Raw genomic sequence first — 23,217 nt, 5'->3', positions numbered from 1 at the left:
AATTTGCTCACTTGAAATTGTCCCAGCCCGGATCCGGCGCAAAGCGCTCGCCGAATCTCCCGGCCAGCGCGCGCAAGGTGGATACGACATTCTCCACGCCACGCGTGCGCGCATAGTTCAACGGACCACCACGGAACGGTGCATAACCGGTGCCGAAGATCATAGCGCCGTCGACCATGTCGGCATCGTCGACGATACCCTCGCGAAGCGCCGCGACGCAGACGTTGGACATCGGCAGCACCAGCCGATCGATCATCTGCTCGGTGACGCGGGGGCCGGTTTCCGGCAACGGCGCCTTCTCCGCCTTGCCGTCCTTCCAGCTGTAGAAACCCTTGCCGGTCTTGCGGCCGAGTTCGCCCTTGGCGACCTTCTCGCGCAGCCAGGCCGGTGTCGGCGGCAGCAGATCGCCGAACTTGGTGCGCAGCATGTCGCCGACATCAATGCAGATGTCGAGCCCGACCTGGTCGGCCAATTCGATCGGCCCCATCGGCATGCCGAACTGCTCCGCGGCCGCGTCGATCAGGCGCTGGTCGATCTTCTCGTCCAGCATCACCATCGCCTCCAGCATGTAGGGCGTCAGCGCGCGGTTGACGAGGAAACCGGGCGAGCTTTTCACCGACAGCGGCAGTCGGTCGATGGCGCCGACGAAGGCGAGTGCTTCCTTGAGCACCTGCCCATCGTTACCGTCATGGCTGACGATTTCGACCAGTTGCAACCGCGACACCGGATTGAAGAAATGCAGGCCGACGAGGCGTTCCGGCCGCGCCAGCGTCGTGCGCAGGTCCTGGAGCGGAATGCTCGAGGTGTTGGTCGCAAGGATCGCGCCCGGCTTCATCTTCGGCTCGATACTCGCATAGACCTTCTGCTTGAGCTCCAGCTTTTCCGGCACCGCTTCGATGATGAGATCGGCGTTGCGGACCCCCTCCCCGTCCAGATCGGGGATAAGACGATCGAGCGCGTCGCGGACATCGGTGGGCTTCCGGATGATCTTGCCAAAAAGATCGGCGGCGCGCTTAACCGCGCCCGCGATCGCCTCCGCCTTCATGTCGGCAAGCGAGACGCGCAGCCCCTGCCCCGCACACCAGGCCGCGATGTCGCCGCCCATGGCGCCGGCGCCGATGACGTGAACCTGCTTGACCGTGTTGCCGGGGCCTGCCGCCTTCTTCATCTGCTCGCGCAGGAAGAACACGCGGATCAAATTCTGCGCGGTCCGCGTCACCATCAGCTTGGCGAATGAGGCCTGCTCTGCCCTGAGCATCGCGGCTTTGCTGCCGCCATGGGTCTCCCAGAGATCGATCAGCGCGTAAGGCGCGGGATAGTGCGCGCGGCACGCAGCCTTCGCAGCTTCGCTGCGCATGCGCCTGGCAAGGAGCCCCCGCACCGGTCCGAAATGGGCTGCGCGGGTGAGAATGCCCGGGCGCGCCCGCTTCAACCGGCCAAACAGCGCATCCTTCACCGCATTGCTGACATGGCGCTCCTGCGTCACGGTGTCGACGAGGCCGAGCGATTTGGCGCGGCGCGCATCGATGGTGCGGCCCGTCAGCATCAAGGCCATCGACTGGGTCGGATTGACCAGTGCGGTGAACCGCGCGGTGCCGCCGAGACCAGGATGCAGGCCGAGCATCACCTCCGGAAAGCCGAAGCGCGCGCTGTCGATGGCGATACGCGATTGGCAGGCGAGCGCGACCTCGAGCCCGCCGCCGAGACAGAAACCATGGATGACAGCGACGGTCGGCAGCCTCAGCGCCTCCAGATGATCGACCACCGCATGCGCGGCGCGGATCCGTATCTCCACCATTGCGGGATCGTTGGCGCCGCGGAATTCGTTGACGTCGGCACCGGCAATGAAGCCGGACGGTTTTGCGGAGCGGATCACGAGACCGGCAGGACGCTCGGTCTCGATCGCCGCGAGCACGGTGTCGAACTCCTCCATCACATCCGAGGACAGCGTGTTGGCGCTGGCATCGGCGCGGTCGAACAGCAGCCAGGCGACACCGTCGGCATCGCGCGTCAGCTTGAAGTTCTTGTAGGGACTGTCCGACGCCGGCTTCGGCCCGAGCGTGAGGACGCGATCGCCGAGCGCGGTCATGATCCTGGAATCCATGGTCACACCGCCTCGATCAGCATGGCGCCGCCGAGTCCGCCGCCGATGCACTCAGTAGCAACGCCACGCCGCGTGCCGAGCCGCTTCATCGCATTGACCAGATGCAGCACGATGCGGTTGCCGGAGGTGCCGACGGGATGCCCGAGCGAGATGGCGCCGCCGTCGACATTGAGCTTTTCGCGGTCGATCTCGCCGGCCGCGCCGTCGAGCCCCAAAATCTCGCGGCAGAATTTGTCGTCATTCCAGGCGGCAAGGCAGCCGAGCACTTGCGTGGCGAAGGCCTCGTTCAATTCCCAGGTCTCGACATCCTTGATGGTGAGGTTGTTGCGCTTCAGTAGCGGCGTCGCCGACATCACGGGGCCGAGCCCCATGATAGCAGGATCGAGCGCGGCCCAGTTGCTGTCGACGATAACCGCCTTCGGCGTCAGCTTGTATTTGGCGACCGCTTCGTCGGAAGCCAGGATCACCCAGGACGCACCGTCGGTGATCTGCGAGGAGTTGCCGGCGGTGACCTGGCCCCAGGGACGCTCGAACACCGGTCTCAGTTTTGACAGCCTCTCGGCCGACGAATCCGGACGCACGCCATCGTCATGGTCGAAGAATTTGCCGTCACGGGCGAATGCGATCTCGACCTCGCCCTTCAGAAAACCCGACGTCTGCGCATGCGCAAGCCGGCGATGGCTCTCGGCGGCGTAAGCGTCGGACTGGGCGCGGGTGATGCCGAAGAGATGGCCAACGACCTCGGCGGTCTGGCCCATGTTCAGGTCGGTGATGGGATCGGTGAGACCACGCTCGAGCCCGATGATCGGCTTGAGATAGCGCGGCCGCAATTTGAAAGCAGCGGCAAGTTTCGCGGCCACGCCCTTGGCGGCGGCAAGGCCGGCGAACCAGCGCACGCCGGAATTCGGCCAGACCAGCGGCGCATGACTCAAGGCCTCGGTGCCGCCGGCGAGGATCATGTCGGCATGACCTTCGCGGATGTAGCGGTAGGCGGTGTCGATCGACTGCATGCCGGAGCCGCAATTGATCTGCACGGTGAAGGCGACCATGTCCTCGCCCATGCCGAGCCGAAGCGTGGCGACGCGGGCCGGGTTCATCTCGTCCGCGATCACGTTGACGCAGCCGAGCATGACCTGGTCGAAGGTATCAGGCGAAAACGGCTGGCGCGCCAACAGCGGCCGGCCGCATTGCACGGCGAGATCGACCGGCGTGAACGGACCCGGCCCTGAACGCGCTTTCAGAAACGGCGTTCGGCTGCCGTCGACGATGAATACCGGCCGTGCCATCAGCTCGCCGCCCTTTGGTCACCGAGTTCCTGGAAGAACTGATGCACGTCGCCGGTTTTCTTGTAAATCGGCGACAGCGCCTCCGGCGCAAAATCGTCGACCTCGATCACTTTTGCGACGGCTTCGCGAGCCGCGGCGAGCTGCTCGCCCTCGGCCTGCGTGATCACGCCCTTGGCGACCGCATCCCACCAGTCGCTCATATGCGCCGCGCGCATGCGCTTGGCGATGGCGTCCGTGCCTGCGACCAGCTTGAACGCGCGCTCCAGCCGGGCAAAGCCGCCGTCGTCATCGACATGGGCAAGATCCGGCGTAAGGCGCTCGCGCGCCGCCGAGGGCTCCAGCACCAGGCTTGCACATTGGTGCACGACGCGGTCGGAGGGACCCAGCACCCGTGCGCCGAACGGCTGGACCACCAGCTTGAGAAAACCGGCGACAAAGCGGTTCGGCAGATTGGCGAGTATCTCCGCGAGCCGGTTCTCGATGGTCTTGAAGCCCGTCGCCATGCACCATTCGAGCGCGGCAAAATCCTCCTTCTGCCGGCCCTCGTCCTGCCAGCGTTTGAGCGCGGCAGAGAGCAGATACAGCTCGGACAGGATGTCGCCGAAGCGCGCCGACAGCATCTCCTTGCGCTTGAGCGCGCCGCCGAGCGTCAACAGCGCCATGTCGGCGCAGAGTGCAAACGCCGCAGAATAGCGTGAGAGTTGGCGATAGAATGGCGTGGCGTCGCCCGCATCGGGCGCTGGCGCGAAGGCACCGAAGGACCAGCTCCGGCCGAAGGCGCGCAACAGCGTCTCGAAACTATGGCCGACATGCTTCCAGAACGCGTTGTCGAACGCGGTGAGCCCGCGTACACGGTCGGTATCGGCAAGCGCATTCATCTCGTCGAGCAGATAAGGATGCGCGCGGATGGCGCCCTGCCCGAACACGATGAGATTGCGGGTGAGGATATTGGCACCCTCGACGGTGATGCCGACCGGGACGGCGCGGTGGAGATTGCCGAGATAGTTTTGCGGTCCGTCGATCACGGCCTTGCCGCCATGGATGTCCATGGCGTCGTCGACCGCGGTGCGCATCCGCTCGGTCGCGTGCAGCTTCATGATGCCGGAGATGACGGCGGGATGGACGCCGGCATTCAGCGCGGCGCAAGTGAGCCGCCGTGCCGCGTCGAGCTGATAGGCGGTCGCGACGATGCGGGCGAGCGGCTCCTCGACGCCCTCGAACTTGGAGATGGAGATGCCGAACTGCTCGCGGATGCGGGCATAGGCGCCGGTGGTGCGGGCGGCATAGGCGGCGCCGGCCGCGGACAGCGATGGCAGCGAGATGCCGCGGCCGGCGGCGAGCGCCGTCATCAGCATCTTCCAGCCCTGCCCCAACCGCTCCTGGCCGCCGATGACATAGTCGAGCGGGATGAAGACGTCGTGGCCCCGGTTCGGGCCGTTCTGGAACACCTGCATCGACGGCAGATGGCGATGGCCGATTTCGACGCCGGGCAGATCGGTCGGGATCAGCGCCACGCTGATGCCGAGCTCTTCCTGATCGCCGACGAGATGATCGGGGTCATGGGCTTTGAAGGCGAGACCCAAGAGGGTCGCGACGGGACCGAGCGTGATGTAGCGCTTGTGCCAGTTGAGCCTGAGGCCGATGAACTCGCGGCCCTCGAAATCGCCCCTGCAGATGATGCCGGTGTCGATCATCGAGGCCGCATCGGATCCGGCTTCCGGGCTGGTGAGACCGAAGCAGGGAATGTCGCGGCCGTCGGCAAGACGCGGCAGCCAGCGCTGCTGCTGCTCCTTGGTGCCGAAGTGCATCAGGAGCTCGCCGGGGCCCAGCGAGTTCGGCACCATCACCGTCACCGCGGCGGCGATCGAGCGGGTCGAGATCTTGCGCACCACTTCCGAATGCGCATAGGGCGAAAAGCCGAGGCCGCCAAACTCTTTCGGAATGATCATGCCGAAGAATTTTTCGCGCTTGATGAAGGCCCACACGTCCTGCGGCAGGTCGCGCAATTCCCAAAAGATCTTCCACTCGTCGAGCATGGCGCAGAGCTCGTCGACGGGGCCGTTGAGAAAGGCCCGCTCCTGTTCGGTCAGCGTTGCCTGCGGGACCTTCAGCAGCTTCGACCAATCAGGGTTGCCGGTGAAGAGATCGGCGTCCCACCAGACGTCGCCGGCCTCCAGCGCCTCCCGCTCGGTGTCCGACATCGCCGGCAGCACGCCGCGCGCCCAGGAGAAGATCGGCTTTGTGATGGTATCGCGGCGGAAGCTCATAGCGGACCTCGTGCATCGGCGCGGTTATCGGGCATTTTAGCGGAAAGTGGCCGGCGGAGGTGAACACTTCGCCTGCGAAAATACGCGAATTGACGCGGCCGGGCGGCCGCCCAGAGGCTATAACGGCCGGGGCGTGGTGGCAGTTCCGGGAGGGGCTAGGCGACGAGGTCGGCCGGGCTAATCCGGCCGCACCATCTCGAACATGTTTTCCGGCTTGATCTCGAAATAATCACCGCTGCGGCCGGCGCGGACAATCGGGCGGGCGGCGGCGGTCTGGTAGACGCCGTCCTTGATCATGGCCTTGTCGATGTGGACGGCGACGACTTCGCCGAGCGTCAGCCAGGCATTGGCTTCCTTGCCGTCGGCGCCCTTGAGGCGGACGATATCCGCCACCTTGCATTCGAAGGCGACCGGGCTTTCGCCGACGCGCGGCACGTTGACGAGCTTGCCGGGCACGGCGGTCAGGCCTGCAATCTTGAACTCGTCGACCTCAGGCCCGACGTGGGCGGCGGTCGCGTTCATGTGCCTGGCGAGATCCATGGTGGCGAGATTCCAGACGAACTCGCCGGTCTGCTGGATGTTCGCGACGGTGTCCTTCCAGTTGGTGGAGGAGAAGCCGATGATCGGCGGCACGTAGCAGAACGCGTTGAAGAAGCTGTAGGGCGCGAGATTGACGTGGCCGTTGGTGTCGCGCGACGAAATCCAGCCGATCGGCCGCGGCGCGACGATGGCGTTGAAAGGATCGTGCTTGAGGCCGTGGCCCTTGGCGGGCTCGTAGAAGTGCAGGTCTTTGTCGGTCACGCTGGCTTTTCCCCGGTCCTTGTGCCCGGATGGAGCGAACCCATCCGGCCTACGTCGGCCTGCTTATAAGAGGAAATCCGTCGCCGCGTCAGTGCCGCGGGGACAATCCCGCGATGACGAAATCGATCATCTGGTCGATGGTCGGACCCGGCTTGGTGGCGCACTGGGCGATCATCTGGGGGTGGAAGAAGCGCATCATCGCGGTGCAGGCGCAGAGCGCGGCCAGTTGCAGGTCCGGCGCCTCGAACTCGCCGGAGGCCGCGCCTTGCGCGATCATCTGGCCGATGACCCCGGCAATGCACTCCATGTGGTTGACGCAGACGTCCCAGTCCTCCTGCATCGCGATCTCGACCATCTCGTGCAACTTGGAATCGCCGACATAGCGCTCGGTGTTCATGCGATGGATGGTGGAGAGCAACTCGCGGAAGCGCGGGAGCACCGGACCCGGCCTCGCCACGATCCGCTGCGCTTCCAGTTCGACCTCGCACATCAGCGAGCGGGCCACCGCCTGATGAATCGCCTTCTTCGATTCGAAGAAGCGATAGACGTTGGCGGGGCTCATCTTGAGCTCCTTGGCGATGTCCCCGACCGTGGTCTTGAGATAGCCGATCTGGCGGAACAGCCGTTCGGCCACCTCGAGAATACGATCCCGGGTGTCGCCTTCGATATGTTCCGAAACCAGTGTCATCTGTCAGGACTCGTCAATCAGCAGTTCATCTTCACTTATTCAGCCGCCTCAGCAAGCGGAATTGCGTGCTCGTCATCGCTCCCATGCTGCGGTGCGGCGGGCTGCTCGGGGGTGCCTGCCTCATCCAGGCTCTTGCGGAACCAGAGGGCGTAGAGGCCCGGCAGGTACAGCAGCGTCAGGAAGGTCGCAACGAACAGTCCGCCCATGATGGTGATCGCCATCGGGCCCCAGAACGCCGAGCGCGACAGCGGGATCATGGCGAGGATGGCGGCGAGCGCCGTCAGCACCACCGGTCGGGCACGGCGGACGGTGGCCTCTACGATCGCCTCGCGACGGGTCAAGCCATGAGAAACGTCGGTCTCGATCTGGTCGACCAGGATCACCGCGTTGCGCATGATCATGCCGGCGAGCGCGATCAGGCCGAGCAGCGCCACGAAGCCGAACGGAGCGTTGGCGATGTTGAGCCCGAGGGAGGCGCCGACGATACCGAGGGGTGCGGTTAAAAACACCAGGATCAAGCGGGAGAAGCTCTGAAGCTGGAACATCAGCAGCGTCAGCATCACCATGACCATCAGCGGGAAGAGAACGAAGATCGAGGCGTTACCCTTGGCGGATTCCTCGAACGCGCCGCCCGCCTCGATGCGGTAGGCCGGCTCGAGGTTGTCCGTGATCGCCTTCAGCTTCGGCGTGATCTGGCCGGTGACGTCAGGCGCCTGCACGCCGTCGACGACGTCGGAGCGCACAGTGATCGCCATGTCGCGATTGCGCCGCCACATGATCGGCTCCTCGTGGCCGTATTCGATCTTGGCGATCTGCTGGAGCGGCACGGCAACGCCGTTACGCGAGGTGATGGTGAGATCACCGACGCCGCCGAGGTCGAGGCGTTCGGACGGGATCGCACGGGCGACCACGGCCACCTTCTCGATACCGTCGCGCACGGTCGTCACCTGTGAGCCCGAGATCAGCATCGACAGCGCCTGCGACACGTCCTGCGGGGTCAGGCCCATGGCGCGGGCGCGATCCTGGTCGACGACGAGCTTGAGGTAAGGCGACTGCTCGTTCCAGTCGAGCTGGACGTCCTTGACGCTCTTGTTCTGCCGCATGACGTCGCGAACCTGGTAGGCGATCTCGCGCACCTTGTTGGCGTCGGGGCCGATCACGCGGAACTGCACGGGAAAGCCGACCGGGGGACCGAAATTGAAGCGGTCGACGCGCACGCGGGCCTCGTTGAGCGCGCCGTCGGCGACGGCGTTTTCAAGCTTGGCCTTGATACGCTCGCGCGCCTCGACGCCCTTTGCGACGATGACGATTTCGGCAAAAGCCTCGTTCGGAAGCTGCGGATTGAGGCCGAGCCAGAAACGCGGCGAGCCCTGCCCGACATAGGCCGTATAGGTCTCGATGTCCTTGTCGTCCTTGAGCAGCGTCTCGGCCTTCTTCACCGCCTTTTCCGTGACGTTGAAGGCGGTGCCCTCGGGCAGGCGAAGCTGGAGGAACAGCTCGGGGCGCTCGGACAGCGGGAAGAATTGCTGCTGGACGTGGCCGAATCCGACGATCGAGGCGATGAAAACGCCGACGGTCGCGACCACCACGGTGATGCGATGGTTGACGCACCATTGCACGATGGCGCGCAGGCCCCGATACATGCGGGTCTCGTAGACCGCGTGCGGATCGTGATTATGGTGCACCTTGATGTTGGGCAGCAGCATGACGCCGATATAGGGCGTGAAGATCACCGCCACGAACCAGGACGCGACCAGCGCAATCGCCACGATCCAGAAGATGCTGCCGGCATATTCGCCGACCGCGGAATTGGCAAAGCCGATGGGGAGGAAGCCAGCGGCCGTGACCAGCGTTCCCGTGAGCATCGGAAACGCAGTGGATTCCCAGGCAAAGGACGCCGCACGCATGCGGTCCCAACCCTGCTCCATCTTCACCACCATCATCTCGACCGCGATGATGGCGTCATCGACGAGCAGGCCGAGCGCGATGATCAGCGCTCCCAGCGTGATGCGGTGCAGGTCGAGCGACATCGTGTTCATGACGACGAAGACGATGCCGAGCACCAAAGGAACCGACAGCGCGACCACGATGCCGGTGCGCCAGCCGAGCGCCAGGAACGACACGAACAGCACGATGACGAGGGCTTCCATGAAGGAGTGCACGAACTCGCCGACGGCGTGCTCGACCACCTTGGGCTGGTCGGCGATCAGCTTGACGTCGACGCCCTGCGGCACCGCCTTCATGAATTCAGCCGTCGCCTTCTCGACCTCCTTGCCGAGATCGAGGATGTTGGCGCCCTTGGCGGTGACGACACCGATGCCGATCGCGGCCTTGCCTTCCTGGCGCACGATGAAACTCGGCGGGTCGACATAGCCATGGGTGACGGTGGCGATGTCACCGAGGCGGAACACGCGGCCATTGCTCTCGACCGGGGTTTCGGCCACGGCCTTGGCGCCGTCGAGCGCACCGGTGACGCGCAGCGGCACGCGCTGCGACGAGGTCTCGACCGTGCCGGCAGGGGTCACGTTGTTCTGCTTGGCAAGCGAATCGAACAGCGCCTGCGGCGTGATGCCGAGGGTGGCGAGCTTGGCGTGCGAGAATTCGACGAAGATGCGCTCATCCTGGTTGCCGTAGACGTCGACCTTGGTCACGCCGGGCACCTTCAGGAGGCGCTGCCGAAAACCCTCCGAGACCTTCTTGAGCTGCGCATAATCGGCACCGTCGCCGGTCATCATGTAGAGGATCGAATCGACGTCGGAGAACTCGTCGTTGACGACCGGGCCCAGAATCCCTGCGGGCAGTTGGGCCTGCACGTCGACCAGCTTCTTGCGCAGCAGATAAAAGAGATACGGCACATCCTTCGGCGGCGTGGAATCGCGGAAGGTCACCTGGAGCGCGGTGAAGCCGGGCTTGGAATAGGTCTGCACCTTCTCGAAGTAGGGCAGCTCCTGGATCTTCTTCTCGATGGGATCGGCGACCTGAGCCTGCATTTCCTGCGCGGTCGCGCCCGGCCAGACCACGGAGACGTTGACCACCTTCACCGTAAAGAACGGATCCTCGGCACGGCCGAGCTTCTGATAGGAGAAGAACCCGGCGACGCCGAGTATGACCATCAGGAACAGGACCAGGGTCGGATGGCTGACGGCCCAGGCCGAAAGGTTGAAGCGCTTCATCGCACTCTCCAAAGATGATCCGGTTGCAAAAAAGGCAGCTACTCTGTTCAACGCATCGTCGCGAGGCAGCGAAGCAATCCAGGGGGCTGGGCAGGTTCTGGATCGCTTCGCCGCTTCAGCCCCAGCATTTGCGCTTAGGCCGAAACTCACCTCACACGACGTAACTCGTAAACGAGACTTAAAAGGACAGTGACGAGACGATCCGCACCTTCTGGCCCGGATCGAGCTTCTGCACACCGAGGGCGACGATCTTGGCGCCCTCTTCGACACCGCCGGTGATGACGACGTCGTTGCTCTCGTAGGACTTCACCGCGACCGGCTTCAGCGTGACCGCGCCGTTGCCGTCGACGACGAAGAAGGACGGCTTGCCGCCTTCGTTGAATAGCGCCGACAGCGGCAACCGCGCGACGCGCTCGGTCGCGGCATCCGACAGCGTCAGCGTCGCGGTCATGCCGAGCGAAACCTTGTCGTCGGCCTCGGGCAGCGAGAATTTTGCGAGATAGGTGCGCGTGGCGGAATCCGCGGTCGGCGCGATCTCGCGCAGCTTGGCCGTATATTTCTTGCCCGGCTCCGACCAAAGAGTGACGCTGGCGGCGCCCGACTTGGCACGTCCGACCAGCGTCTCAGGGATCGCGACGACCGCTTCCTTTTCGGCAAAGCGGGCGACACGGATCGAGGTCTGGCCTGCGGCAACCACCTGGCCTGGCTCGATCAGCGTTGCGGTGACGACGCCACGGGCGTCGGCGTTGAGCGTCGCGTAGGAAAGGGAATTATTGGTCAGTTCGACCGAGCGCTCGGCCCGATTCAGGCGCGCGCGCGCCTCATCGGCGGAAGCGCGGCTCTGGTCGAGTTGGGCATCGGTGGTCCAGCCCTTGGCCTTCAAATCCTTGGCGCGCTGCTCGGCGGCGGCGGCCTGAGCCAGCACGCCGGTCGCAGCGGTCTGCTCGGCGACCGCTTGCTCAGCCTGGAGCTTCAGGTCGATCTCATCGAGGGTCGCGAGCGGCTGGCCGATCTCGACGGTCTGGCCGACCTCGACCAAGCGCTTGGCAACCTTGCCGGCGACGCGAAAACCGAGATCGCTCTCGATCCGCGGCCTGACCGTGCCGACGAAGCTGCGCTCCGGCGTTTCGGCATCATAATGGGCGGTTGCGACCAGAACCGGCCGCGGCGGCTCGGCCTTTTCAGCAACCGTGTCATTGCACCCGCCCAGGGCGGCAGCCATCAACGCCAGCGACACACCCGCCAACAGCTTGGAATAGCTCGACAAAACTGACCGGACGAACATCGGAGAACACTCCTGCGGCTGCAATGAGAGGAATGTCGACTAATCACTGATGAAAGTCAATAATCGTCAGTCATCAGGAAAGCGTGATCGTTAAGGGATGGTAAGATTCCGTGGATTGGCGGAACTCTCTTCGCCTGATATGGTTACATGTAACCAAACGGAGAGAACTATGCCGTCCTCTTCTAAGCCGAAGTCGTCGCGAGCGAAGGTCCGCAAGCATCGAGAGCGGCTGCGCGCGCAGGGGCTCCGTCCGATCCAGATCTGGGTTCCGGATGTACGTTCAGCCTCTTTCAAGGCGGAAGCCCATCGCCAATCATTGGCGGTCGCATCGAACCCGCATGAGGATGAGGATCAGGCTTTCGTCGATGCGATCTCCGATTGGCCTGGCGAGACAGAATAACCTGTGAACAGCGCAGGGAATCTCGTCGGCAGGGCCTCAGGCCCGAAACAGTTTCGCAGCAGGCTTTGGCCCAAACTCGCTCCCACTGAAATTCGTCCGCGCGCGGACGGAGGTCCAGCAGCTGAGCGTGCCCAGCATGGCGGTTCACGAACCAATGAAGAGAGGCGAAGTTTGGACAGCAGCAGGCGCAAAGGACTACGGAGGGAAACCGCGTCCGGTCATCGTCGTGCAAGACGACGATTTTGACGCAACGGAATCGATCACGGTTTGCCCAATAACAACATTCGAAACTGAGGCACCACTCTTCAGATTGCAGGTCGAACCGAACGATCGCAACGGCCTCCGAGTGGCATGCCGCCTGATGGTCGACAAGATCACCACGGTACCGAAATCCAAGATGGGCATGCTGATCGGGCGGCTCGACGACGAGGATCTCTTGCGCCTCAATCGCGCCATGCTGGTGTTTCTCGGGCTGGCTGGCTCACAAAAATCCCGTGGCACAGGTTAGCGATCCGTGCGCCGGAGCAGCTTCGCCCTTCCAGGACGGCCCCGAAGGACCACCCCGGAATATCAGCCCCCTCGCCGCCCCTGTTCGGCGAACTCGTGCTTGCTGTCGTGGCCGCCGATGAACACCAGAATGCCGGCGAGCAGAGGCAGGACCGCCAGCACCAACAAGCCGGTCGAAGTCTGGCCTGTGGCTTCCTTGACCCAGCCGATCAGGTAGGGACCGCCGAAGCCGGCGAGATTGCCGATCGAGTTGATCAGGGCGATGCCGCCGGCCGCCGCCGTGCCGGAGAGCCAGGCGGTCGGCAGGGTCCAGAACACGCCGAAGCAGCAGAACACCCCGATCGCGGCGACAGTCAGCACCACCATCGTCATGGTGGGATCGGTGAGATAGGAGGAGACGGCAAGTGCAGCGGCGGTAAGCAGCAGCGGCGCGCCGACATGCATCACGCGCTCGCGTGTGGCGTCCGAGTGCCGCGCCCACAGGATCATCGCGATGGTGCCGAACAGATATGGGATCGCGGTGACGAAGCCGGTCTGCGCATTGGTGAGGCCGAACGCCTTGACGATCTGCGGCAGCCAGAACTGCATGCCGTAGAGCGCGCCGACGAAGCCGAAATAGACCAGGCTGAGCGCGATCACCTTCGGCGACGACAAGGCCTCTCCGAGCGACAGATGCTTCACCGCCTGCTTGGCCGCGACTTCCGAATCGAGCCTGGACTTGAGCCAGGTCTTCTGCTCGGCAGAGAGCCAGTCCGCCTTTTCCGGCCTGTCGGTGAGATAGAACCAGGTGACGATGCCGAGCAGCACGGAAGGAATGCCCTCGATGATGAACAGCCACTGCCAGCCCTTCAGCCCCATCGCACCGTCAAGTCCGAGCAGCAGGCCCGAGACCGGCGCACCGATCACGGTCGAGACCGGAACGGCGATGGCGAAGGCCGCGAGAAAGCGGGCGCGATATTCGGCCGGATACCAATAGGTGAGATAGAGGATGATGCCGGGGAAGAAGCCGGCTTCGGCGACGCCGAGCAGGAAGCGCAGCACGTAGAAGCTCGTGACACCGCTCGTGAGCGCCATCAGCCCCGAGATGATGCCCCAGGTCACCATGATGCGGGCGATCCAGCGGCTGGCGCCGAATTTCTCCAGCGCCAGATTGCTCGGCACCTCGAAGATGAAATAGCCGATGAAGAAGATGCCGGCGCCCCAGGAGAAGATCAGCGGCGTGAACTTCAGCTCGGCATTCATGGTCAGCGCAGCGAAGCCGAGATTGACGCGATCGAGATAGGAGAAGAAGTAGGCCAGCACCAGGAACGGAATCAGGCGCCAGGAGATAGCGCGAATCGTCGAGGCCTCGATTTCGCTCTTGGCGCCGCCGGTTGGACGGGCATAGGTCGTGGTCTGGCTCAAGGCTTCCCCCCCGGGGTTGTTGCTTTTATTGGCTGAGAGCGGTTTTGAGCATGATCGGCCAAGAGTCAATGGAGCGAGCAATGCAAGGGGCGCAGCCGGATAAACCTGTTGCGCCGTTACGGACATCCCTGATCCGCGCCGGGCTGGCGCTGGCGGTGATCGTCTGCGGGCTGTCCCTGCGCTGGTACGGTTTTCCGCTCGGCCTGCCCGCCTTCGTGGTGAAGTACGGCGGCTCGCTGCTGTGGGCAACGATGGTGTTTCTGCTGGCCGGCGTTTTGCTGCCGCGGCTGCCACGAGCGCAGATCTCGGCCATCGCGATGGTGATCGCGGTCGTCGTCGAGCTTTCCCGGCAGGTGCATACGCCGTGGCTCGATGCGTTCAGGCTGACCACAGCCGGGGCGCTGCTCTTGGGGCGCATCTTCTCGCTGCGGAATTTGCTGGCGTATGCTGTCGGGATTGCGTTCGGCGTTTGGATTGATCGATTCGTCGCGATGCGTAGGGTGGGTCAGCCGAAGGCGTAACCCACCACCTTCGCTTGCGCGGAAATAGACAGTGGTGGATTACGCTGCGCCAATCCGGCTTACGACGACATCCTCACTCCGCCAGCTGAAATTTCTCGAACCGATCGAGCTCCTCCTCGATCTTCTGCTTCAGCTCCTTGCGCGCCGCCGTCTTCTTGCCCTGCCCGACCCAGGTCCATTTCTGCATCAGCAGCTTCTTCGCCTGCCGGTCGGTCTTCAGATCGAGCGCGGCGACGATTTCGTCGCCGACCAGCACGGGGAGCGCGAAATAGCCGAGCTTGCGTTTCGCCTTGGGCACATAGGCCTCGAACAGATGGTTGTAGCCGAAGAAGAGATTGGTGCGCTTGCGCTGGATGATCAGCGGATCGAACGGCGAGAGGATGTGGACGAGATCGGAGGACGCGCGCTCGCCCGGCTCGAGCGCTGCCGGCTGTGCCCAGTGCTCCTGCTTGCCGGCACCGTCGATCGTCACGGGCACGAGTTCGCCACGGCGGGCGCGCGAGGCGATCAGGCCCGCCACCGCCGCCTTGCGCGGCGCGTCGAGATGGCAGATCGAATCGAGGCTCACCACGCCCTGCGACCGTAGCGCGCGGTCGAGCAGATAGGCCGTGATGTCCTTGGTCGAGGCCGGCTTCGGCAGCTTGTCCCAGCCGAAATGGCGCGTCATCAGCTCATAGGTCTTGAGCATGCCCTGGCGCTCGCTGATGGTCACGGCCCCCGTATAGAAGGCGAGCTGCAACGCCCGCTTCGAGGGTTTTCGGCTCTGCCAGAGATGCTCCTTCTCGGTGAGCACGTCGTCCTCGATGTCGCGGATCGTCAGCGGGCCGGCGCGCACCAGCCGCATCACCTTGCGCGTGTCGGCAGGCATCACCGAGGCGAACCATTTGTGCCCCTCGCGGCGGTGCTCGCGCATGGCCGGCAGGAAGAAGCGGAAGTCGCCAGCCGGCACGTAAGAGAGCGCATGCGTCCAATATTCAAAGACGCTTCTGTCCACGCTCTGGGCGTGGCGCAGATCGGCACGGCGGTAGGACGGGATGCGGCTGAACAGGATGTGGTGATGGCAGCGCTCGATCACGTTGATGGTGTCGATCTGTACATAGCCGAGATGGGCGACCGCGTCGGCGACGGCCTGCGCCCCGCCTCCGAACGGCGCGCGCTCATCCAGCCGCTGGGCATGAAGCCAGATCTGCCGGGCCTGTGTCGTGGTGAGTGGAATCGGTTTGGGCGCGCGGGACATTGCGGGAAGGAATGTAGCGGAATTCGCGCCGGGAGAAAGGAGACGGCAAAGCATCGGCCAAAGAAAAAACGCGCTGCCAACTGCTGACGGCGCGGTCGATGGGCGCGCCTCGCGCCTATTTCATCGTCATCGCCTTCTGCGACTTCATGTAGTGCATGCAGGCGCTCTTCATCTTGCCATTGCTCATGTCGGTGTTAGCCATGGCCATTTCCTTGTTGGCCGCCACCTTGGCCGGCGTGTCGGCGGTGCGAAGGTGGAGGCTCAGCGGTCATCTTTCGGGGCTTTGGACCGATCGCCGACGCTACCCGTGGCGACGTCCGGCTCGCACGCGGCTCTGCCGCGCCCCTCCGCCTGGCAGCGATAGACACTGCCGGTGAGACGATCGACCAGCCACATGTTCTCGTCGGTCGACCCTTCAAGCCCGACATAGCGGGCGGTCATCCCTGTGATCAGCGTCGATAGAAGGATCGCCACCGCGATCATGGCCGCGCCGATATAGACGGGCATTGAGCTCAGCGGCACTGTCCGTTCCGTCGGGCCACTGCGATAGGGCTGGTAGTCACTTGGCCTCGGCACTGGATGGAACTCGGCTCCCCTCGCTCGTGATTGTCGGTTGAAGGGGCTAGGCGCGCATCTGGCCGACATCTTGTCCGCGAGCTGACCACGCCGCGACGGCTTTGCGACGATCGATGTCCACGCCGCAAAATGCGTCAGGATCACTCCGGGAGCGGCTATAGCCACAGTGACCAAGATCACATTAGGTGCTTTGAACCTTCCCTATGCTCGCAGCATCAAATCGCCATCAGGCGTAACAGCGAGGATACGACAATGACCCGTTTTGTTAATTTTTTTGGACTGAAGGCGATTGCTCTCTCGGCAGCGCTGTCGATGACAGCGGGCCTCGCCCTGGCCGGCGACAACAACGTCTCCACAGGCCAGATCCTGGATGCACTGAAGCCGAAGCCGGCGACCCGCGGCCTCTCCGCCGGTCCGCAGGCCGATCCGGCGGTGCAGGCCAAGGAATCGACCTTCCTGAATACGGTGCGCAACCGCTCGACCCGGTCGCTCTCGACCGGCGAGCGCGACCAGATCGCCGAGCTCGCGGCGACCAAGCCGAACATCGATCTGGAAATCCAGTTCGACTACAACTCGGCCAACATCGCCAAGACCTCGGTGTCGTCGGTGCAGGCGCTCGGCAAGGCCCTGTCCGATCCGTCGCTCAAGGGCTCGACCTTCGTGGTCGCCGGCCACACCGATGCGGTCGGCGGCGAAGAATACAATCAGGGTCTCTCCGAACGTCGCGCCGACACCATCAAGAAGTACCTGGTGCAGAACTACGGCCTCACCGGCACCGATCTCGTCACCGTCGGCTACGGCAAGACCAAGCTGAAGGATACCGCCAACGGCGCCGACCCGATCAACCGCCGCGTCCAGGTCGTGAACATGGATACCAAGACCGCGTCGAAGTAATTCCCCGGTCATCGCCAATGAAGACGCCGCCTGCCGTTCCCCCGGCAGGCGGCGATGTCATATCCAGCTCTGGAACAGCATCAGCCGGCCGAAGGTTTGCATCGACGCGCCGACAAACGCCGCGGAGATCGGCAGCATGACCGCAAAACCGATCGCTGCGATGCCGACATAGGCCCACAGCATCCAGCGGGGCAGACCGTCCCGGCGCAGCACGTAGACCAACGCGAGCGACGCCACGGTCGCAGCCGGCAGATAATAGTAGATGAAGCCGAGCGTGCGCGGCAGCAACGCCCAGGCGAGCCAGGACCCGAAGTAGAAGGCCGCAATCAGGAACGCATCCCAGCGACGCGCGACGACGAAATCGCGCAGCACGACCGCGAGCGCGAGCAACGCGGGCCACAGCACCAGCGGATTTCCGAGGAAGACGATTGCGGAGACGTTGTCCTCCGTGGTCTTGTCGAACAGGAACCATACCGGTCGCGCGAGCAACGGCCAGGATGGCCACGCGCTCATATAGGTGTGGCCGGCGATCGCCGTCGTGGTGTTGTCGGCGAAGATCCGGCGCTGCGCCTCGATCAGATCCGATAGCGACAATCCATAGAGCGGAACGAACGCGGCGAGATACGTCAGCGCCGGCAGCACGGCAAAGCACAGCGCGGCATGCTGCATCCGAAAATCGGGCCACAGATCGGGCCGATACCAGTCACTCGGCTTCGCGTCGGCAAACAGCGTGCGCCAGCCCTGCATCAGGCGGATCGCCGCGACGATGACGATGCAGATTCCGAGCGGAAACAGGCCGCTCCATTTGCAGGCCGCAGCACAGCCGAACAGGCTGCCCGCGAGCGCGAACAACGCATGCGGGCGATCCCTTCGAAAACCGTGCATGAAGGCGGCCATCGCAAGCAGGCCGAAGCTCAGCGCAAAAATGTCGAGCATCGCGATGCGCGCCTGCACGTACAGCATCTGGTTGCAGCCGGCGATCAGCGCGGCGGCGATCGCAGGTCCTTGCGCGGCGAACAGCGCGAGGCCGCACAGATAGGTCGCGACGATCGCGAGCGCCCCGAACAATGTCGCGGGATAGCGCCAGCCCAGCGCGTTGTCGCCGAAGCCCGCGATCGAGACCGCGATCAGCTCCTTGGCCAGCGGCGGATGCATCGGATTGAGCATCGGTTGCGACATCGCCGGTGCCAGCATCTGCCGCGCAGCCGGCACGTAGTGCACCTCGTCGAAGACGAACTTCTCCGGCGTCGTGAGGCCGATCAGCAGCGCGAGATGCGCGACCAGGAAAATCACGACAGCAATCACTGCGCTCCGCGACACCTTCGGAACTGCGGGCAAGTCGAGCGGCATTTGTGGGGAAGTTTTGCGTGGCAAATTTGCGTCACCGCGGACAAAAACAAAGATCGCGCTTTTCATTGAACGCATTCTGCCGCAACTGTCACTAAGCATAACGCAGGTCCCGCGCCGCTTGTGATAATTTCGCCACATCGCAAGCGCGCGCGATCCGGTACGATCAGGGACAAATCGATCGATTGCGAAATGAATTTGCGCTTCTGGCTTTTCTCCACGCTGTTGTCGGCCGCCTTGTGCGCAGCGCCTTGCGCGCAAGCGCAGACGCGCGTCGGTGAAGCCGTCGTGATCCAGAACGAGGTCGTGCGCGTGGCCGCGACCACGACGCCGATCAGTGTCGGTGATGGCATGCTGCGCGACGAGACCGTGCGCACCGGCGCCGACAGCGCGGCGCGCTTCGTGATGGCCGACAGCACCAATCTGTCACTCGGCCCGAGCGCGACGCTCAAGCTCGACCGCACCGTCTTCAACGACGAGCACAGCTATCGCGACGTCGCGATCCGCATGACCACCGGCGCATTCCGTTTCGTTACGGGACATTCCGCGAAGACAGCCTACAAGATCACGACGCCGCTCGCGACCATCGGCGTGCGCGGCACCACGCTCGATATCCTGTCCCAGCGCGGCCGCTCGGTCGTCGTGCTGCAGGACGGCGCCGCCAGCGTATGCACGACGAGCTTGCAGTGCGTGCAGCTCACGCAGCCCGGCGACACCGCAATCATCACCTCGACCGGCGGCAAGGTCTCTATCAGTAAGACCAATACGCCGCCCTGGACCTTTGCCGCGACCTGCGCCGCGAGCGCCGGGCTGTGCGCAGTCAACCAATATGCGGAGGCGTCGCCGACCATCACGCCCGCCGTCCACGATGACGGCATGCTGTGCGGGCGCTGACGATGGAGGTATTCAACGTCAGGCGCTTCATCCTGGCGAGCGTACTGACCGCCGCGTTTGCGTTTGTCGCGGTCGATGCCCCTCCGGCGGTGGCCGCCACGAATTGCGTGTCCGAGTGCGGAGGGCCGACGCCCATCCCGGCGCCGAGCTATTCACCCTCGCCGACACCGACCTACAGCCCCTCGCCAACGCCCTCGCCCAGCCCCTACCCGTCATCGTCGCCGAGCCCTTATCCGTCCTCCTCGCCTAGCCCGACGCCGACGCCGACGCCGACCGGCGCGGATTCCAGCGGCAACTCGGTCGGCGGCCTTGCCAATCAGCGCTTCAACCAGATGATCACCAACCGGGTGCTCGGCACGGTGCTGCTCGGCGTCAACGAGCAGGTCAATTGCAGCAACTGCATCAGCGCGTTCGGCTCCGCGGGCTCATTCTCGGCGGGCATCCACGGCCGCAAGGAGCTGACCAACAATCTGTCACTGCTCGCCGGCATCGCCTACACGCAGTACAGCGAGGGCGGCTACAACATCACCAGCGCGCCGATCGGCGCTTTCGCGCTGCGCTATGACTTCACCGACTGGGGCTCGTCGCGCCCGTTCTTCGACATCGGCACGATCCTGACGCCGTGGGAGAAGGCGCGCTACACCCGCAGCTACAACACCAACCTCGGCCCGGTGAGCGTCACGAGTTCGACCAACGCCTCGAACTACGCCGTCTACGGCCGCGCCGGCTGGATCAGCCGTGTGTCGCCACGCGACGAGGTCGCCGCCTCGATCGAGGTCTGGCAACTCTGGCAGCGCGTCTCGGGCTATACCGACAGCGCGGTGGCGTTCAATCCGTTCGACGCCAGCATCGCGACCGGCACCGACCGCACCAACCTGGTCAAGATCGGCGGCCAGTGGACACATCTCTACGGCAGCAATATCGAGGCCAACATCAATGGCGGCTGGGTACAGTCGTTCGCCAGCCATAGCGGCATTGTCGCCACCGTGACCGGCGACGGCACGGTGGTGCCGACCATGGGCAACCAGGGCTGGTTCGAATATGGCGGCCGGCTCGGCTTCCGCGTGCAAAAGGGCTGGATCGTGGACCTGTTCGCCAACGGCACGCTGGGTCCGCAGCCGGTGGGCAACACCATCCATGGCGGCGTGGGGCTGCGGATCAATTATTAGAGAAAGGCGGGAGCCACCCACTCCGCTGTCATGCCCCCACAGGCGGGCATCCAATACGCCAGCTTCTCCGTATCACGGCGCTGTCTCTGGGACTTGATCGCCCGGTCGAGGCCGGGCGATGACAGGGAGTGTGTGGTGCGAGCTCACCGCCTCACGCCGCCGACTTGCCCTCGAACGCGCGGCGCAGCACGTCCTCATCCAACTTGACCATCTTCATCATGGCCTGCATGGCGCGTGCGGCGGCGGCCTTGTCGGGGCTCGAGAGGAACTCGAACATCACCTTCGGCACCACCTGCCAGGACACGCCGTAGCGGTCATGCAGCCAGCCGCATTGCTCTTCCTTGCCGCCATGGGCCAGGAAGGCATTCCAGACGCTGTCGACCTGGGCCTGATCGTCGCAATGGACCATGAGCGAGAGCGCGTGGGTGTATTCCATCTTCATGCCGCCGTTGAGCGCGACCAGAGGCTGTCCGGCGACCGTGAACTCGACCACGAGCACGGAGCCTTCCTTGCCGGAGGGGTTGTCCGAAACGTTGCGCTGAACGTGCGTGATCTCCGAATTCGGAACGAGCGAGACGTAGAATTTCGCGGCTTCCTCGGCATCGCCGTTGAACCACATGCAGGGAACGACCTTTGACATCTTGAATGCTCCTCTTCAGATTGTTGGTGTCGTGGCTTGGATCAGGCGTTCGACATGTCGGACTGCGCGGCAAAGGCTGCCATGTCCATCCAGTTCACACCCCACATGTGGCCATCCGGATCCTCGAAGCTGCGGCCGTACATGAAACTGTATTCGTCCTTCGGGCCGGGATCGGCCGCCCCGCCCGCCGCCGCGGCCCTGCCGACGATATCGTCGACCTCGTTGCGGCTGTCCGCGGACAGGCAGAACAGCGCCTGGTTCGAGGTCTTGGCATCCGAGATCGGCTTCGGTGTGAACTGGCGGAATTTGTCGTGGGTCAGCAGCATGGCGAAGATGGTTTCGGAAAAGACCATGCAGCTCGCCGTTTCGTCGCTGAATTGCGGGTTCCTGACCGCGCCGACCGCCTCGTAAAACGCGGTGGCGCGCTTGAGGTCGGTCACCGGAAGATTGACGAAAATCATTCTGGGCATTGAAAGCTCCTTGGGCGGGGTTCTACCCAAGGACGGATGGCTGGGCAGCCACCCGACATCGCTTCCGGATATTTTTCGCTCCCTAACCTGCGGGGTTCTGTCGCATCGCCCCCGCGCGGTTTTGGGCAGCCTTACTTCTTCTCGTTCGGATCGCGGTGAATGGGATCGACCCACAGCACGGTCTCGGGCTTCTCGACCGGCTCGATGTCGAGGTTGATCGCGACCGCCTCGCCGTCACTGCGCACCAGCACGCATTCCAGCACTTCGTCGCGGCTGGCATTGATCTCCTGATGCGGCACGTAGGGCGGGACGAAAATGAAGTCGCCGGGGCCGGCCTCCGCGGTGAATTGCAGGCTCTCGCCCCAGCGCATCCGCGCCTTGCCCTTCACCACGTAGATGACGCTTTCGAGATGGCCGTGGTGATGCGCGCCGGTCTTGGCGTCGGGCTTGATGCTGACCGTGCCCGCCCACAATTTCTGCGCACCGACGCGCGCGAAATTGATCGCGGCCGCGCGGTCCATGCCCGCCGTCGACGGGACGTTGGTATCGAACTGGTTGCCGGGAATGACGCGCACGCCGTCATGTTTCCAGCGATCGTCATGATCGTGGTCATGGTGGGAATGCGAATGGTCATGGCCGGTCATGGGACTTGCTTTCTGTTGGTTCCGTGCGCGGCAAACTAACCCAAAGCCGCGTCCGCAAGCCATACCAAAATCGGAACCCTCATAGCCATCGGGCGTTGTCTCAGTGAGCAAACCGCAAGGAGAGTTTCATGGGTAGCACGACCGACAAGATCAAGGGCACCGCCAACGAGGCAATGGGCAAGGCCAAGCAGGGCATCGGCGAAGCCACCGGGTCCGACCGCATGAAGGGCGAAGGCGCAGTCCAGGAAGTGAAGGGCAAGGGCCAGCGGGCCATGGGTGACGCCAAGGACGTCGCGAAAGACGCGGTCGATCGCGCAGCGGCTGCGGCCAAGCGCGGAACGGAATAACACGTCCAGCATTGAGACAAACAAGGCTGAAAGCGAAAGACCGGCCGAGAGGCCGGTCTTTTGTTTGCGGGCTTACTTCACCCCGAGCAATTCCACGTCGAACATCAGCGTTGCGTTCGGCGGGATCGCGCCGCCTGCGCCGCGGGCGCCATACCCGAGCTGCGGCGGAATGATCAGCGTACGCTTGCCGCCGACCTTCATGGAGGCAACGCCCTCCTCCCAGCCGCCGATGACGCGGCCCTTGCCGATCGGGAATTCGAACGGCTCGTTGCGATCGACCGACGAGTCGAATTTCTTGCCCTTCTGGCCGTTCTCGTAAAGCCAGCCGGTATAGTGCATCACGCAAATCTGTCCGGGCTTCGGCGAAGCGCCGGTGCCGACGACGCTATCGGTGATCTGCAATCCTGAAGCTGTGGTCATGGTCTTTCCTGCGGTCTGGGCCGAGGCCGTTGTGGAAACGAACGTCGACACACTGCCGATCAAGGTGATCGCAAGTGCCGACATGATGGCGAGGAGCACGCGCTGTAAACGCTGCATAAGACACCTTCCGTTTGAGGCGGAAG

General features: G+C 64.0%; 22 protein-coding genes. 7 read left to right on the top strand and 15 right to left on the bottom strand.

All coding sequences use genetic code 11. From position 1 onward, the window contains the following. Positions 1–7: 7 nt before the first annotated feature. The 7 genes from ABIB06_RS01725 to ABIB06_RS01695 all read right to left on the bottom strand — a co-directional run bounded on the left by ABIB06_RS01725 (position 8) and on the right by ABIB06_RS01695 (position 11,604). A complete protein-coding gene (locus tag ABIB06_RS01725) occupies positions 8–2,104 on the bottom strand; it encodes a 3-hydroxyacyl-CoA dehydrogenase NAD-binding domain-containing protein (RefSeq protein ID WP_354045723.1) in 2,097 nt (698 codons plus the stop codon). 2 nt (positions 2,105–2,106) lie between these two features. Then, positions 2,107–3,390: an acetyl-CoA C-acetyltransferase gene (locus ABIB06_RS01720; protein ID WP_354045721.1), complete on the bottom strand. Its 1,284-nt coding sequence runs from the start codon at positions 3,388–3,390 to the stop codon at positions 2,107–2,109. After that, positions 3,390–5,657, bottom strand: coding sequence for an acyl-CoA dehydrogenase (locus ABIB06_RS01715; protein ID WP_354045719.1), 2,268 nt, complete (start codon positions 5,655–5,657; stop codon positions 3,390–3,392). The genes ABIB06_RS01720 and ABIB06_RS01715 overlap by 1 nt, the downstream gene beginning before the upstream one ends. A gap of 177 nt (positions 5,658–5,834) precedes the next feature. Beyond that, positions 5,835–6,458 carry a flavin reductase family protein gene (locus tag ABIB06_RS01710; RefSeq protein WP_247340480.1) on the bottom strand — a complete coding sequence of 208 codons (624 nt, stop codon included), beginning with the start codon at positions 6,456–6,458 and terminating at the stop codon, positions 5,835–5,837. Between the two features lie 88 nt (positions 6,459–6,546). Continuing rightward, on the bottom strand, positions 6,547–7,146 hold the full coding sequence (locus tag ABIB06_RS01705; protein ID WP_354045717.1) for a TetR/AcrR family transcriptional regulator: 600 nt from the start codon (positions 7,144–7,146) through the stop codon (positions 6,547–6,549). Positions 7,147–7,181: 35 nt separating this feature from the next. Then, positions 7,182–10,319 (bottom strand): efflux RND transporter permease subunit, encoded by a 3,138-nt coding sequence (locus ABIB06_RS01700; protein WP_354045716.1) that lies wholly within the window; start codon positions 10,317–10,319, stop codon positions 7,182–7,184. Between the two features lie 178 nt (positions 10,320–10,497). Further along, positions 10,498–11,604, bottom strand: a complete 1,107-nt coding sequence (locus tag ABIB06_RS01695; RefSeq protein ID WP_354045714.1) for an efflux RND transporter periplasmic adaptor subunit — start codon at positions 11,602–11,604, stop codon at positions 10,498–10,500. Between the two features lie 97 nt (positions 11,605–11,701). Between ABIB06_RS01695 and ABIB06_RS01690 the strand changes: the two genes are divergently transcribed. Both ABIB06_RS01690 and ABIB06_RS01685 read left to right on the top strand, forming a co-directional pair. Continuing rightward, positions 11,702–12,004 (top strand): antitoxin MazE family protein, encoded by a 303-nt coding sequence (locus ABIB06_RS01690; RefSeq protein WP_345946801.1) that lies wholly within the window; start codon positions 11,702–11,704, stop codon positions 12,002–12,004. 154 nt (positions 12,005–12,158) lie between these two features. Further along, positions 12,159–12,512 carry a type II toxin-antitoxin system PemK/MazF family toxin gene (locus ABIB06_RS01685; protein ID WP_247340590.1) on the top strand — a complete coding sequence of 118 codons (354 nt, stop codon included), beginning with the start codon at positions 12,159–12,161 and terminating at the stop codon, positions 12,510–12,512. A gap of 62 nt (positions 12,513–12,574) precedes the next feature. Here the strand turns inward: ABIB06_RS01685 and ABIB06_RS01680 are convergent, their stop codons facing one another. Next, positions 12,575–13,915 (bottom strand): MFS transporter, encoded by a 1,341-nt coding sequence (locus tag ABIB06_RS01680; protein WP_354045712.1) that lies wholly within the window; start codon positions 13,913–13,915, stop codon positions 12,575–12,577. Between the two features lie 80 nt (positions 13,916–13,995). Here ABIB06_RS01680 and ABIB06_RS01675 point away from each other — a divergent pair, with 80 nt between their 5' ends. Further along, positions 13,996–14,436: a ribosomal maturation YjgA family protein gene (locus ABIB06_RS01675; protein ID WP_354045710.1), complete on the top strand. Its 441-nt coding sequence runs from the start codon at positions 13,996–13,998 to the stop codon at positions 14,434–14,436. A gap of 73 nt (positions 14,437–14,509) precedes the next feature. Here ABIB06_RS01675 and ABIB06_RS01670 read toward each other — a convergent pair whose 3' ends face one another. Together ABIB06_RS01670 and ABIB06_RS01665 are read right to left on the bottom strand one after the other, a co-directional pair. Further along, complete coding sequence (locus tag ABIB06_RS01670; RefSeq protein ID WP_354045708.1) at positions 14,510–15,673, bottom strand: winged helix-turn-helix domain-containing protein; 1,164 nt, start codon at positions 15,671–15,673, stop codon at positions 14,510–14,512. A gap of 261 nt (positions 15,674–15,934) precedes the next feature. Continuing rightward, entirely contained in the window at positions 15,935–16,180 is a 246-nt protein-coding gene (locus tag ABIB06_RS01665; protein ID WP_354045706.1) for a hypothetical protein, read from the bottom strand. 321 nt (positions 16,181–16,501) lie between these two features. Between ABIB06_RS01665 and ABIB06_RS01660 the strand changes: the two genes are divergently transcribed. After that, positions 16,502–17,143 (top strand): OmpA family protein, encoded by a 642-nt coding sequence (locus ABIB06_RS01660; protein ID WP_354045704.1) that lies wholly within the window; start codon positions 16,502–16,504, stop codon positions 17,141–17,143. A gap of 57 nt (positions 17,144–17,200) precedes the next feature. On the opposite strand, the gene ABIB06_RS01655 is transcribed toward ABIB06_RS01660, so the two are convergent. Further along, positions 17,201–18,631: a phospholipid carrier-dependent glycosyltransferase gene (locus ABIB06_RS01655; RefSeq protein ID WP_354045702.1), complete on the bottom strand. Its 1,431-nt coding sequence runs from the start codon at positions 18,629–18,631 to the stop codon at positions 17,201–17,203. 51 nt (positions 18,632–18,682) lie between these two features. Between ABIB06_RS01655 and ABIB06_RS01650 the strand changes: the two genes are divergently transcribed. Then, the gene (locus tag ABIB06_RS01650; RefSeq protein WP_247440693.1) at positions 18,683–19,384 is read left to right on the top strand and encodes a FecR family protein; all 702 of its coding nucleotides are present in this window, start codon (positions 18,683–18,685) and stop codon (positions 19,382–19,384) included. Positions 19,385–19,386: 2 nt separating this feature from the next. Beyond that, a complete protein-coding gene (locus ABIB06_RS01645) occupies positions 19,387–20,553 on the top strand; it encodes a hypothetical protein (protein ID WP_354045700.1) in 1,167 nt (388 codons plus the stop codon). Between the two features lie 151 nt (positions 20,554–20,704). On the opposite strand, the gene ABIB06_RS01640 is transcribed toward ABIB06_RS01645, so the two are convergent. From ABIB06_RS01640 to ABIB06_RS01630, 3 genes are all read right to left on the bottom strand, one after another. Then, positions 20,705–21,193 (bottom strand): VOC family protein, encoded by a 489-nt coding sequence (locus ABIB06_RS01640; RefSeq protein WP_354045698.1) that lies wholly within the window; start codon positions 21,191–21,193, stop codon positions 20,705–20,707. Between the two features lie 41 nt (positions 21,194–21,234). Then, the gene (locus ABIB06_RS01635) at positions 21,235–21,663 is read right to left on the bottom strand and encodes a VOC family protein (protein WP_354068495.1); all 429 of its coding nucleotides are present in this window, start codon (positions 21,661–21,663) and stop codon (positions 21,235–21,237) included. 131 nt (positions 21,664–21,794) lie between these two features. Continuing rightward, positions 21,795–22,307, bottom strand: a complete 513-nt coding sequence (locus ABIB06_RS01630; RefSeq protein ID WP_354045694.1) for a cupin domain-containing protein — start codon at positions 22,305–22,307, stop codon at positions 21,795–21,797. 128 nt (positions 22,308–22,435) lie between these two features. On the opposite strand from ABIB06_RS01630, the gene ABIB06_RS01625 reads away from it, so the two are divergent. After that, on the top strand, positions 22,436–22,654 hold the full coding sequence (locus tag ABIB06_RS01625; RefSeq protein WP_354045692.1) for a CsbD family protein: 219 nt from the start codon (positions 22,436–22,438) through the stop codon (positions 22,652–22,654). A gap of 72 nt (positions 22,655–22,726) precedes the next feature. Here the strand turns inward: ABIB06_RS01625 and ABIB06_RS01620 are convergent, their stop codons facing one another. Further along, a complete protein-coding gene (locus tag ABIB06_RS01620; protein ID WP_354045691.1) occupies positions 22,727–23,191 on the bottom strand; it encodes an FKBP-type peptidyl-prolyl cis-trans isomerase in 465 nt (154 codons plus the stop codon). Positions 23,192–23,217: the final 26 nt, after the last annotated feature.

The sequence above is a fragment of the Bradyrhizobium sp. LB8.2 genome, from assembly GCF_040548035.1.
Taxonomy (GTDB): domain Bacteria; phylum Pseudomonadota; class Alphaproteobacteria; order Rhizobiales; family Xanthobacteraceae; genus Bradyrhizobium.
This window is presented reverse-complemented; position numbering and strand designations above follow the sequence as displayed.